Raw genomic sequence first — 12,061 nt, 5'->3', positions numbered from 1 at the left:
TATATAGAACCCCCTAACGCGATATGTTTTAGCACTGGCATGGAACTCCGGCATCTTCGTTATTTCGTCGCCGTGGCGGCGGAACGCAACTTCACGCGCGCCGCCGAAAAACTCGGCATCGGCCAGCCGCCGCTCAGCCAGCAGATCAAGAGCCTGGAGCGCGAACTGGGCGTCGAGCTGTTCCTGCGCACGCCGCAAGGCGCGGAACTCACGCGCGCGGGCGAGGCGTTCCTGATCGAGGCGCGCCGCGTGCTGGACGACGCCGAACGCGCCGCCCATGTCGCGCAACGCGCGGCGCGCGGCGAATCGGGGCAGATCCGCATCGGCTTTACGGGGTCGGCCGCGTTCAATCCGCTCGTGCCGAGCCTGATCCAGCGTTACAAGCAGCGCTTCGCCGACGTCGATCTCACGCTCGACGAGGCCAACACGCCGCAACTGCTCCAGGGTCTCGCCGACGACCGTCTCGACGCCGTGTTCTTCCGCCCGGATCGCGACAGCACGCTCGCTCTGCCCGGCATCGCGCTGCACCGCTTCCCCGACGAGCCGATGAAGATTGCGCTGCCCTCGACGCATCCACTCGCCGCGCGCCGCCGCCTGCCGCTCGCGGCGCTGGAGCGCGAGCCGTTCGTGCTGGTGGCGGGCCCGGCGGGCTCGACGCTGCATGACGAGATCGTGCGCGGCTGTGCGCAAGCGGGTTTCAGCCCGCGCCTCGCGCAACCCGCGCCGCAGGTGTCGTCGGTGGTCAACCTGGTGGCGGCGGGACTGGGCGTGTCGATCGTGCCCGCCGCCATCGCCCAGGTCCAGGTCAAGGGCGTGCGTTATCTCGACGTGACGGGCGTGCCGATGCGCGCGCGCCTCGCGCTGGGGTGGCGCGAGAAGGACACTGCAGCGACGGTGCGCGAGTTCGTCGCGCTGGCTGAGGACTGACACAGCGCCCGTCTGCGGGCGCGATGCTATTCTGGCGCCGATACCGATACCCAGACGCCGCGCGGCGGCACCACTTCAAGGGGTTGGCGACACCATGCAGCGTAGCGTCAACGGCAACCAGGGCACGGCGGGCGGCACGCGCTCCGACCGCTTTTCCCGCATCGTCATGCAGCGGCCGCGCCTCGTGGTGACGGTGTGTTTTATCGGCGCGATGCTGCTGTTGATCGTCGTCGGCTTGCGTCAGCTCTACAACATGACGCGCAACGACCTGCACAGCCGCCAGCGCGACCTCGAAGTGCGCGCCGTGGGCGTGGACGCCCTGATCGAGGCCGAGCGCCGCCGCCTGATGTTCCTGCGCAATTTCGCCGAGCATCAACTGGGCGCTTACGAGCAGCCCTCGCCCGCCGAACAGTCCGCCGTCATGAAGGCGCTCGCGGCGTCCACGCAGCCGGTCTGGCAGGTTCCGGGCGCGCTCGACGGGCCGAACGTGTACGGCACCAACGCAGCGGGGCTCAGCGGTCTGGAAGGCTTCCAGCGCGACGCGGCCACGCTCCCCGCCGACATCGCACTCGCGCGCGCGATCAGTCCGCTCGTGCAGATCAGCCAGCATGCCGACGCGGTGCAAAGCACGGTGGCGTTCATCTCGTCGAATGGCCTGTTCGTGATCGCGCCGGAAAACCAGGGCCGCACGGTGCCCGACCTGCTGCGCCGCTTCAGCACCATGAACTACTATCGCGGCCAGTTGCCCGCGCGCAATCCCGGGCGCGACGTGCTCTGGACGCCGGTGTACACCGGTCTCAAGACGGGCGAATCGATTTCGACGCTCAGCGCGCCGGTGTATGTCGGCAATCATTTTCGCGGCGCAGTGGTCATGGACATCACCCAGTCGCGGCTGCTGTCGTTGCAGCTTGCCTCGGGCGACGCCGACGACGCCGATGACGACGAGCAGAGCGCCGTTGAGTTCGGCCTGCTGAACAATAACGGCCACGTCGTCTATTTCCGCAACGGCACGCTCACGGAGCAGCGTCCGGCGGCGTTCAGCCTCGACCTCCTGCGCCTCGCCCAGACGTCGGCCGACCAGTGGATGCAAAACGTGTCCGGTTACGTCGAGCATCACGGCAAGTACCTGCTTTACCAGCGCGTCGGCCAGACACACTGGATGCTGCTCGCGCCCACGGACAACGCGGAACTCACGCTCGCCGCCGCTCGCCGTGTGTTCAGCAGCCCCGTGATCGCGGCGTGGCTCGTGCTGATCCTGCTGCTGATGGGCACGCTGCGCATCGTGACGAGCATCTTCGGCCATTACGTCGAAGCGAGCGAGCGGCTCGAACTGCTCGCGCGCAGCGATCCGCTGACGGGCCTCGCGAACCGGCGACGCTTCGAAGAGGCCTTTGCAGAAGGGCTCGAACGCGCACAGCGCGCCGAAGGAAGCGAACGCACGGACGGCTCCAGCAGCAACGCGGAGCACAACGCAGACACGCCCGCCCGCATGGCCGTGCTGATGCTCGACATCGACTTCTTCAAGCGCGTGAACGACCGTTACGGGCATGCAGCCGGCGATCGCGTGCTGACGATCTTCTCGCAACTCCTGAGCGCGAACCTGCGCAGCGTCGACCTGCCCGCGCGCGTAGGCGGCGAGGAGTTCGCGGCGCTGCTGCCCAACGCCGATCTCGCGACCGCCGCCGCCGTGGCCGAGCGCGTGCGCAGCGCCGTCGAAGGCCACGCGCATGGCACCAGCGCTCCCGCAGACAGCGCCGACGCCATTGCGTTCACGGTGTCGATCGGCGTGGCGGCCAGCCCCGAAGACGGCCCCGCCCGTTACGAAGCGCTCATGCAGGTCGCGGATCGCCGGCTATATGTCGCGAAGGAAAGCGGGCGCAATCGCGTCGTGCACGACGGTTTGCAGACACACTGAACGTCGCTTCGATCTCGTTCCATGCGCAACAAATAATGCAGCGAAGGCGGTTGCACACCCCCGGCTCGACGCGCCGCGAAAGACGTTAACATCGGCGGGCCCTTCACCTGCGCCCGCACCCATCCGGCATGAAAAGCAGATTGACCGTGCTCGCCACGTTCTGCCTCGTCGCGCTGGGCGTCTGCGCAACGCTCGCGGTGCTCGTCTGGGCCGTGGACACCGTGGTCGAGCAGCACCAGCGCGCGCAGATCGACGAGTACGCGCGACGCGCGCTCGTGCGAGCCGAAGTCGTGACCGCCGAAGCCGACGCCGCGCTGCGCGCGCTCGTACCCTACGAGGGCACGCCCTGCACGCCCGAGCATCTCCAGACGATGCGGCGCATCGAGGAGCAATACCGCTACATACGCAACGTCGCGTGGACAGATGGCGTGACGGTACGCTGTTCGACGTTGCGCGGGCTTGCTGGCAGTGCGCTGCCGCCCGCGCAGTGGCGCTACAGCGATGGATTCAGCGCCTGGTCGACGGAAACCGGCAAGCGCGGCAACGAAATGCGCATGCTCAACATCCGCTACGGCAGCCATATCGTCGTGGTGGATCCACGCTTTTATCTCGACATCGTGCCGCTGGACGACACGATCGAGCTTGCGCTGCTCGAATCGTTCGACGGCGCGATCGTTACACGCTGGCCGCGCGCGGACACGGCGCTCATGCGCGCCGCGCTGTTTCGCAATCCGCCAGCGAGTTTCTTCGAGCAGCGTTACTACGTGGTCAATCGCTCGCAGCGCTACCCGCTTACGGTGGTCGCCTACGAACCCGCGGATCGCGTGCGGCCCGACGTGGCCGCGCAGGTCAGGCTCTTCCTCGCGCCCGCGCTGCTCGCGAGCGCGCTCGGCACCTGGCTCGTGCTGCGCTGGCGCCGCAAGCTGCGCACGCCGCGCCACGCGCTGCTCGAAGGCATACGCAGGCGCCAGTTCGCGGCGTGGTTCCAGCCGCTCGTCGATCTGCGCACGGGCCGCTGCGTCGGCGCGGAAGCCCTCGTGCGCTGGACGCTCGCCGATGGCGCCGTGATCGCGCCCGACACCTTCATTCCGATGGCGGAATCGCTCGGCCTGATCCAGCCGATCACCGACCTCGTGATCCAGTCCGTGTTCGCGGGCGCAGGGACATTGCTCGCGCAGCGCCGCGACCTGCACATCTCCATCAACGTCACGCGCGATGACCTCGCTTCTTCGCGTTTCCTGCATACGCTCAAGGCGTGCTTCGCGAATCACGACGTGCGTGCCGGGCAGATCTGGTTCGAATGCATCGAACGCGCGTTTATCGATGCGCAGCGTCTGGGGCCGGTTTTACAGGGCTACCGCGACTCGGGCCACAAAGTCTTTATCGACGATTTCGGCACCGGTTATTCGAGCCTCGCCTATCTGCATGCATTGCCGGTGGACGGCATCAAGATCGACAAGTCCTTTATCAACGCGCTGACGTCGGGTTCGGAAATGAACGCGATCGTGCCGCACATCATCGGCATCGCGCACGAGCTGAAGCTGGCGATGGTCGCGGAAGGCGTGGAAGTCGAGGCGCAGGCCGAGTACCTGCGCGAACACGGCGTGCAGTTCGCGCAAGGTTGGCTCTATGCCAAGGCGATGCCCGCTGCGGAATTCGTGCGCTGGGTCGAGGAAAATGCCGTCAAGACGGCGTAAAAATGCGCATTTGGCGTCGGCTGCCCGTTGCGTGTGCATTGGCATGCGCGGGCTGCATGAGTCCGAACGACCCGCTGACGGCGGCGGACTTGCTCAGGATCGCGCTGTCGTAGTGACGGCCCGCGAAGCGCACCACGTCGACGAGGCTGAAGCCCTGCGCCCGATAGAACGCCACGAGATGCGCCGCCGGAAACGGTGTGTCGAGCGCGACCTGCGTGAAGCCGCGTGCGGCGGCCCACTGGCTCGCGAAGGCGAGCAGCGCCTGGCCAATGCCCCGGCTTTGCCACGCCGGTTCGACGCCGAACTGGTGCAAAGAAACCACGCCGCGCTGGCGATAGTGCTCGCACTGCGATTCGACGTCGCGGCCTTCCAGCGTCATCGTGCCGACGATGCGGCCGTTGCAGACCGCCACGAAGCAATCGCCCGCCAGCGCGCGCTGACGCGTGGCGCTAGCGGCCTGGTCGACGCACGCACAATGCAGGCCCAGCGAGGCGAGCCGCGCAAACGCGCGGTGCAGCAGTTGCGTGAGGAACTCCCACGAGTCGCGCTGCGGATCGAAGCGTCGTAAGACCAGATGGCCAATGCCCGGCTGCTTGCTGACGATGCGATCGTGCTGGCGTTGCGGTGCGCGCTGCGTCGACATGGCCTCTCCTGTCGTTTCCATGCAGCCCAGTCTAGGTTTGCGCGCTGGGGGGCACAAGAAAAAATGTCGTAAGGAAAACCGCGTCGAGTGTGAATGAATTGAATCGGCGTGCTCAGGCGGCCTGCTTGAGCGGCCTGCTTAAGCGGCCTGGTCGGCGACCACCGCCAACGCGATGCGCCGAGCCGATTCGATATGCGCCGCCGTGAGCGAGCGCGCGAGCCGCGCATTGCGCGCAAGACACGCGTCGAGAATGCCTTCGTGCTCGTGCTGGAATGCAGGCGTATCGGCAAGCAAGGTGCGTTGCAGCCGCTCATAACGCTCCACCTGATGACGTAATTCGCGAATCGCCGCGAGCGCCCGCGCGTTGCCGCATGCGCCATAGAGCAGTTCGTGAAACTCGCGGTTCAGTTCGCCCTGCTTCTTGCGCGTCTGCGCCTCGCCCAGCAGCCGGTGCACGAGTTCGGCGCGCGCGAGGGTCTCGTCGTCGATGCGCTTCACGCTGCGAAAGATCGCATCGCCTTCCAGCAGCACGCGCAGGTCGTAGATTTCGGCGATATCCTGCGCATCGAGCATGCGCACCACCGCGCCGCGATTGCGGTAGATCTCCACCAGCCCTTCGCGCTCCAGGCGCTGGATCGCTTCGCGCAAGGGAATGCGGCTCACCTCGAAACGCTCGGCCAGGTCGCGTTCCACCAGGCGCTCGCCCGCCGCGAGTTCGCCTTCGACAATCATGTCCCGCAATGCCGCCGCCACGGCCTGGGCCGTCGAATCGATTCTGGCTTCCATGTCCCGCCCCACGCTCCCCAACATCGTCTAAACGGAATAATGGTATACCATTTAGACAATCGAAGGGATAATAGTCGAACCCACGACAGCATGGAGAGCTTGAGATGGCGCACAAGGAACACAACTACGCGGTGAAGGTGCAATGGACAGGCAATCGCGGCACGGGCACCTCGGGTTATCGCGACTATGGCCGCGATCACATCATCGAGTCCGCGGGCAAGCCTGCCATCCCGGGATCGGCTGACCCGGCCTTTCGCGGCGACGCGGCGCGCTGGAATCCCGAAGACTTGCTCGTGGCCTCCGCAAGCGCCTGCCACAAGCTCTGGTATCTGCATCTGTGCGCCGACGCGGGCGTGACCGTGCTCGCCTATGTCGACGAAGCGCAAGGCACGATGATCGACAACGCCCAGGCGGGTCGCTTCAAGGAAATCGTCTTGCGCCCGCGCGTGACGATCCGGGCGGGCGACAACCGCAGCCTCGCGGAACACCTGCATCACGCCGCGCATGAGCAGTGCTATATCGCGAATTCGGTCAATTTCCCGATCCGCTGCGAGCCGGTCATCGACGTCGCCGAAGCAGCGTAAAGGCGCGTTGCCTAGGCGCCGCCCGCCTGGGCGATATAAGCCTCCAGCCCGCTGGCCAGGGCATCGAACACCGCCTTGCAGCGCTTGTTGCCGCGCAGGTCTTCGTGCATGGCGATCCATGTCGTCAGCTTGACCGCACACTCGCGCGGCAACACGCGCTGCAAACGTGCATCGCGCCGCGCGACGCCCACCTGGCACACACCGATGCCGCAACCCGCGCGCAGCATCGCCAGTTGGGCGACATCGCTGTCGGTGCGCAGCGCGAAGCTTTCGCGCTTCCAGTACGGCAGTCTGGTCGCCGCCGCGCGCACGAAGGGCGTGACGGTGTCGTAGCCGATCAGCGCGTGCTGCGCGAGATCGGCGATCGATTGCGGCGTGCCGTGTTCGGCCAGATAGTCGTCGCGCGCATGCAGACCGATTTCAATGTCGCCGATGCGCCGCGCGATCAGCATGTCCTGCTGCGGCGCCGTCATGCGCACGGCGATATCCACTTCACGTTGCAGCAGATCCTGGAGTCGGTTGCTCGGCACCAGTTCCACCACGATCTGGGGATGCGCGCGACGCAGCGCGGCCAGAACCGGCGGCAGCACTTCCACGCTCACCACTTCGCTCGCGGTGATGCGCACCACGCCGCGCATCGCATTACCCTGCCCCGAGGCCGCGCGCTCCAGCGCCGCTGCCGTGCTGCGCATGGACTCGGCGTAGCCGCGCAGCGCGCGCGCCGCTTCGGTCGGCAGGAAGCCCGCAGGCGAGCGCGTGAAAAGCGGCTGGCCGAACGCCTCTTCGAGCGCCGCCACATGCCGCCCCGCCGTAGGCTGCGTGATGCCGAGCGCGCGCGCCGCGCCCGAGAGCGAGCCTTCCGTGAGCACGGCGAGGAAGGTTCGGTAGAGTTCCCAGTTCAGATTCGAGGCCATGCATAAATGTATAGCCGCTACGCGATTCCAGGCAATTTTTTATGAACCGCCCGGCGCGCAGAATGCCCCCATCGACACTTCTTTCAAGCGAGAACGATCATGGCGGCAAATTTCGGCGAAACGGCGTTCGACCAAACGGCGCGCACGGCGCTCGTGCTGGGCGTGAGCGGCGGCATCGGCGGCGAACTCGCGCGGCAGTTGAGCGGCGCAGGCTGGCGGGTGCGGGCGTTGCAGCGCAGCGTGAGCCCTGAAGGCGACGCCGGTGCAGTCGGTGAGATTGGTGCAATCAGCGCAATCGAAACCGTGCAAGGCGATGTCATGGATCGCGACGCCGTCATGCGCGCCGCCCAGGGCTGCGAGGTCATCGTCCACGCCGTGAATCCGCCCGGCTACCGCCGCTGGGCCGACCTCGTGTTGCCGATGATCGACAACACGCTCGCCGCCGCGCAGGCCATGCGCGCCACCGTCGTGCTGCCGGGAACGGTCTACAACTACGGCCCGGACGCGCTGCCGCTCGTCGGCGAGGATGCGCCGCAGCAGCCGCGCACCCGCAAGGGCGCGATCCGCGTGGACCTGGAGCGGCGCATCGAGGCCGCCACCACGCGCGGCGCGCGCGCGATCGTGGTGCGCGCGGGCGACTTCTTCGGGCCGCACGTGGGCAATAGCTGGCTGGCGCAAGGCTTCCTCACGCCGGGCAAGCCGCTGCGCTCGGTGCGCGAGCCGGGCACGCCGGGCGCGGGCCATAGCTGGGGCTATGTGCCCGACGTCGCGCGCACCATGCTCGAACTGATCGAACAGCGCGCCGCGCTGGAACCGTTCGCACGCTTTCACATGGCGGGCCACTGGGACGCCGACGGCACGCAGATGGCCGCCGCGATCTGCCGCGTGGCGGCCCGACACGGCCTCACGGTCAAGCGCGGCGCGTTCCCGTGGCCACTGATCTACATGGCGGCACTCTTTTCGACCACGCCGCGCGAAATGCTGGAGATGCGCTATCTGTGGCGCGAGACGCTCGAACTGGACAACACGCGTCTTGTCGCGACACTCGGCCGCGAGCCGCATACGCCGCTCGACGCGGCCGTGGAAGCCACGCTGATGGGGCTCGGCTGCCTGCCTGCGGGCCAGCCCCGGCTGGCCGCCGCGCACTGAAAGCGGCTGCGCAACGACCGCCAGGACGGCCAAAAACGACTTCATGACGAGGGCAAAACGAGGCTCAAGCACTCCCACCCCGGCCCCAAAACCCCTCGCCAAAACCGTCATCGATGGCCCGCAACGCAGGCTCGCGCTAAAATGCGCCCCGTTCCTGCATGCACCATGCGACTTACGGAGAAGTCTGATGATTATCGAACCGCGCGTCCGCGGCTTCATTTGCGTGACGGCCCATCCGGTGGGATGCGAAGCCAACGTCGCTCAGCAAATCGAATACGTTAAACAAAACGGCCCCGTCGCCAACGGCCCCAAGCGCGTTCTCGTGCTCGGCTCCTCGACGGGCTATGGCCTGGCTGCCCGCATTTCGGCGGCTTTCGGCTCGGATGCGGCCACGCTCGGCGTCTGTTTCGAGCGCGCCGGCACCGACACCCGCCCTGCCACGGCTGGCTGGTACAACACGGCGGCGTTCGAAAAGTTCGCCACCCAGAAAGGCCTGTACGCCAAAACCATCAACGGCGATGCGTTCTCGGACGCCATCAAGCAGGAAACCATCGAGACGATCAAGCGCGATCTCGGCCAGGTCGACCTCGTGGTCTATAGCCTCGCCGCCCCGCGCCGCACGCACCCGGTCACGGGCGCCGTGCACAACTCGACGCTCAAGCCGGTCGGCAAGCAGCTGCGCATGCGCGGCATCGACACCGACAAGGAAGTCGTCAAGGAAACCGTGCTCGAAGCGGCCACCCAGGACGAAATCGACGGCACCGTGGCCGTGATGGGCGGTGAAGACTGGCAAATGTGGATCGACGCCCTGGCGGCCGCTGGCGTGCTGGCCGATGGCGCGAAGACCACGGCCTTCACCTACCTGGGCGCGGAAGTCACGCACGACATCTACTGGAACGGCTCGATCGGCCAGGCCAAGAAGGATCTCGACCAGAAGGTGCTGGATATCCGCGCGAAGCTCGCGGCCACGGGTGGCGACGCACGCGTTGCAGTGCTCAAGGCCGTGGTGACGCAGGCCAGCTCGGCTATTCCGATCATGCCGCTGTACCTCTCGCTGCTGTTCCGCGCAATGAAGGCCAACGGCACGCACGAAGGCTGCATCGAGCAGGTCTACGGCCTGTACAAGGACTCGCTGTACAGCGCCACGCCGATCCTCGACGACGAAGGCCGCCTGCGCGCCGACTACAAGGAACTCGATCCCGCCATCCAGGCGCAGGTCAAGGCCTGGTGGGACGAAGTCGCCGACGACAACATCTACGCGATGACCGATTTCGCGGGCTACAAGGCGGAGTTCCTGCGCCTGTTCGGTTTCGGCATCGAAGGCGTGGACTACACCGCCGACGTCAATCCGAACGTCGCGATCCCGGGCATCATCGAGAAGTAAATCGTCAGCACGCGCGACGAGTCACTGGCTCGTTGCGTGTACAACGAACCGGCGCGCAGTATTGACTGCTGCGCGCCGGTTGCCTCAATCCAGGCATTCAATGCGAATGCTTCGGCACCTCCGCACCACGGCAGCCCACCAGAAAGTCGAAATCGCAGCCTTCGTCGGCTTGCAGCACGTGATCGACGTAGAGCTTGCGATAGCCGCTGCTATCGGCGGCCAAAGGCTGCTGCTGCGCATGCCATGCCTCCAGACGCGCACGAATTTCATCGTCGCCGATATCCACCCGCAACGAGCCCTGCTCGCAATCCATCTCGATCCAGTCGCCGTCGCGCACGATCGCGAGCGGCCCGCCCGCGCGCGCCTCGGGCGCAACGTGCAGCACCACCGTGCCGTAAGCCGTGCCGCTCATGCGCGCGTCCGACACGCGCACCATGTCCGTCACGCCCTGCGCCAGCAGCTTGGGCGGCAGGCCCATGTTGCCGACCTCGGCCATGCCGGGATAGCCCTTCGGCCCGCAGTTCTTCATCACGAGCACCGAGTCCGCCGTGACGTCCAGATCCGGGTCGCCGATGCGCGCCTTGTAGTCGTCGAAATTCTCGAACACCACGGCGCGGCCGCGATGCTTGAGCAGCGATTGCGTCGCCGCCGACGGCTTGAGCACCGCGCCATTGGGCGCGAGATTGCCGCGCAGCACGCACAGGCCGCCGTCCTGCACGAGCGGCTGGTCGAGCGGGCGGATCACCTCGTCGTTGTAGTTGGGCGCCTCGCGCACGTTCTCCCAGAGCGTGCGGCCGTTCGCGGTGAGCGCATCGGGATGCGGCAGCAGGTTCGCGTCGCCCAGGCGCCGCAGCACGGCAGGCAGGCCGCCCGCGTAATAGAACTCCTCCATCAGGAAGCGACCCGACGGCTGCAGGTCGACAAGCGTGGGCGTGCCGCGCCCGATGCGCGTCCAGTCGTCCAGTTCCAGCGGCACGCCAATGCGCCCTGCAATCGCCTTCAAATGAATCGCAGCGTTGGTGGAGCCGCCTATCGCCGCGTTCGCGCGGATCGCGTTCTCGAAGGCTTCGCGCGTCAGCAGCTTCGACAGACGCAAGTCCTCCAGCGCCATCTCGACGATTCGGATTCCTGACATCTGCGCGAGCACGTAGCGCCGCGCGTCCACTGCGGGAATCGCCGCGTTGTGCGGCAGCGTCACGCCCAGCGCCTCGGCCATGCAGGCCATCGTCGACGCCGTGCCCATCGTGTTGCAGGTGCCCGCCGAGCGCGACATGCCCGCTTCCGCCGACATGAAATCGTGCAGCGAAATCTTGCCCGCCTTCACCTGCTCGCTCAGTTGCCACACGACCGTGCCCGAGCCGATGTCGCGCCCTTCGTGCTTGCCGTTGAGCATCGGGCCGCCGCTCACGACGATGGCGGGCACGTCGCAACTGGCCGCGCCCATCAGCAGCGCGGGCGTGGTCTTGTCGCAGCCCACCAGCAGCACCACGGCATCGACGGGATTGCCGCGTATCGATTCCTCCACGTCCATCGACGCGAGGTTGCGCGTGAACATGGCCGTGGGCCGCAGGTTGGATTCGCCGTTGGAAAACACCGGGAATTCCACGGGAAAGCCGCCCGCCTCGTAGACGCCGCGCTTCACGTGTTCGGCGAGCTTGCGAAAGTGCGCATTGCAGGGCGTGAGTTCCGACCACGTATTGCATATGCCGATGATCGGCTTGCCCGCGAACTCGTGATCGGGAATGCCCTGATTCTTCATCCAGCTGCGGTACATGAAGCCGTTCTTGTCGGCGGTGCCGAACCACTGGGCCGATCGGAGCTTGGGCTTACGGGTGTTCATGGCTTTGCCCACTTTGTGAGAAAGACCCATAAATAGCATGACTATATAGGCCTGAATGATCGGGAAAACGCTAATAAAAACGGCCACTCCTGTTGCATATAGTTTGCCTATTCAGAAAAAGAGCAGCGATGCAGTTCAGAAAGGCAAGGCAACGACCCAAGGGTGACCGCGGGTTTGGGATGGCGCGATTTTCTCGTGATTCTGTCCGGCCGTGATGGACGC

Annotated in this window: 10 protein-coding genes; 6 read left to right on the top strand and 4 right to left on the bottom strand. The window is 66.3% G+C overall.

The annotated features are described in order from the left end of the window. Nucleotides 1-39 precede the first annotated feature (39 nt). From BBA01S_RS31075 to BBA01S_RS31065, 3 genes are all read left to right on the top strand, one after another. Complete coding sequence (locus BBA01S_RS31075) at nucleotides 40-927, top strand: LysR substrate-binding domain-containing protein (RefSeq protein WP_027819855.1); 888 nt, start codon at nucleotides 40-42, stop codon at nucleotides 925-927. A gap of 94 nt (nucleotides 928-1,021) precedes the next feature. Beyond that, entirely contained in the window at nucleotides 1,022-2,842 is a 1,821-nt protein-coding gene (locus BBA01S_RS43525) for a diguanylate cyclase (protein ID WP_052391972.1), read from the top strand. Nucleotides 2,843-2,970: 128 nt separating this feature from the next. Beyond that, nucleotides 2,971-4,539, top strand: a complete 1,569-nt coding sequence (locus BBA01S_RS31065) for an EAL domain-containing protein (RefSeq protein ID WP_084162669.1) — start codon at nucleotides 2,971-2,973, stop codon at nucleotides 4,537-4,539. Here the strand turns inward: BBA01S_RS31065 and BBA01S_RS43520 are convergent. Together BBA01S_RS43520 and BBA01S_RS31055 are read right to left on the bottom strand one after the other, a co-directional pair. Next, nucleotides 4,526-5,182 (bottom strand): GNAT family N-acetyltransferase, encoded by a 657-nt coding sequence (locus BBA01S_RS43520; RefSeq protein WP_063750577.1) that lies wholly within the window; start codon nucleotides 5,180-5,182, stop codon nucleotides 4,526-4,528. The two genes, BBA01S_RS31065 and BBA01S_RS43520, sit on opposite strands and share 14 nt — an antisense overlap. 138 nt (nucleotides 5,183-5,320) lie before the next feature. Further along, entirely contained in the window at nucleotides 5,321-5,968 is a 648-nt protein-coding gene (locus BBA01S_RS31055; RefSeq protein ID WP_027819853.1) for a GntR family transcriptional regulator, read from the bottom strand. A gap of 104 nt (nucleotides 5,969-6,072) precedes the next feature. Between BBA01S_RS31055 and BBA01S_RS31050 the strand changes: the two genes are divergently transcribed. After that, complete coding sequence (locus BBA01S_RS31050; RefSeq protein WP_027819852.1) at nucleotides 6,073-6,552, top strand: OsmC family protein; 480 nt, start codon at nucleotides 6,073-6,075, stop codon at nucleotides 6,550-6,552. Nucleotides 6,553-6,563: 11 nt separating this feature from the next. Here BBA01S_RS31050 and BBA01S_RS31045 read toward each other — a convergent pair whose 3' ends face one another. Beyond that, the gene (locus BBA01S_RS31045) at nucleotides 6,564-7,466 is read right to left on the bottom strand and encodes a LysR family transcriptional regulator (protein WP_027819851.1); all 903 of its coding nucleotides are present in this window, start codon (nucleotides 7,464-7,466) and stop codon (nucleotides 6,564-6,566) included. Between the two features lie 99 nt (nucleotides 7,467-7,565). Between BBA01S_RS31045 and BBA01S_RS31040 the strand changes: the two genes are divergently transcribed. Together BBA01S_RS31040 and fabV are read left to right on the top strand one after the other, a co-directional pair. Continuing rightward, nucleotides 7,566-8,615 carry an SDR family NAD(P)-dependent oxidoreductase gene (locus BBA01S_RS31040; RefSeq protein WP_027819850.1) on the top strand — a complete coding sequence of 350 codons (1,050 nt, stop codon included), beginning with the start codon at nucleotides 7,566-7,568 and terminating at the stop codon, nucleotides 8,613-8,615. Nucleotides 8,616-8,802: 187 nt separating this feature from the next. After that, nucleotides 8,803-9,999 carry an enoyl-ACP reductase FabV gene (gene fabV, locus BBA01S_RS31035; protein WP_027819849.1) on the top strand — a complete coding sequence of 399 codons (1,197 nt, stop codon included), beginning with the start codon at nucleotides 8,803-8,805 and terminating at the stop codon, nucleotides 9,997-9,999. Nucleotides 10,000-10,096: 97 nt separating this feature from the next. Here the strand turns inward: fabV and BBA01S_RS31030 are convergent, their stop codons facing one another. Continuing rightward, complete coding sequence (locus BBA01S_RS31030) at nucleotides 10,097-11,839, bottom strand: IlvD/Edd family dehydratase (protein ID WP_027819848.1); 1,743 nt, start codon at nucleotides 11,837-11,839, stop codon at nucleotides 10,097-10,099. Nucleotides 11,840-12,061 lie beyond the last annotated feature (222 nt).

Origin of the sequence: Paraburkholderia bannensis NBRC 103871, from assembly GCF_000685015.1 — a bacterium.
GTDB classification, from domain to species: domain Bacteria; phylum Pseudomonadota; class Gammaproteobacteria; order Burkholderiales; family Burkholderiaceae; genus Paraburkholderia; species Paraburkholderia bannensis.
The sequence above is the reverse complement of the archived record's forward strand: the minus strand, read 5'-3'. Positions and strand labels throughout refer to the sequence as shown.

Bases quoted from the DNA above. Each gene is read 5' to 3' on its own strand.
- BBA01S_RS31030 (WP_027819848.1), bottom strand. From the start codon at position 11,839: ATGAACACCCGTAAGCCCAAGCTCCGATCGGCCCAGTGGTTCGGCACC.
- BBA01S_RS31045 (WP_027819851.1), bottom strand. From the start codon at position 7,466: ATGGCCTCGAATCTGAACTGGGAACTCTACCGAACCTTCCTCGCCGTG.
- BBA01S_RS31055 (WP_027819853.1), bottom strand. From the start codon at position 5,968: ATGGAAGCCAGAATCGATTCGACGGCCCAGGCCGTGGCGGCGGCATTG.
- BBA01S_RS31040 (WP_027819850.1), top strand. From the start codon at position 7,566: ATGGCGGCAAATTTCGGCGAAACGGCGTTCGACCAAACGGCGCGCACG.
- fabV (WP_027819849.1), top strand. From the start codon at position 8,803: ATGATTATCGAACCGCGCGTCCGCGGCTTCATTTGCGTGACGGCCCAT.
- BBA01S_RS31075 (WP_027819855.1), top strand. From the start codon at position 40: ATGGAACTCCGGCATCTTCGTTATTTCGTCGCCGTGGCGGCGGAACGC.
- BBA01S_RS31050 (WP_027819852.1), top strand. From the start codon at position 6,073: ATGGCGCACAAGGAACACAACTACGCGGTGAAGGTGCAATGGACAGGC.
- BBA01S_RS31065 (WP_084162669.1), top strand. From the start codon at position 2,971: ATGAAAAGCAGATTGACCGTGCTCGCCACGTTCTGCCTCGTCGCGCTG.
- BBA01S_RS43525 (WP_052391972.1), top strand. From the start codon at position 1,022: ATGCAGCGTAGCGTCAACGGCAACCAGGGCACGGCGGGCGGCACGCGC.
- BBA01S_RS43520 (WP_063750577.1), bottom strand. From the start codon at position 5,182: ATGTCGACGCAGCGCGCACCGCAACGCCAGCACGATCGCATCGTCAGC.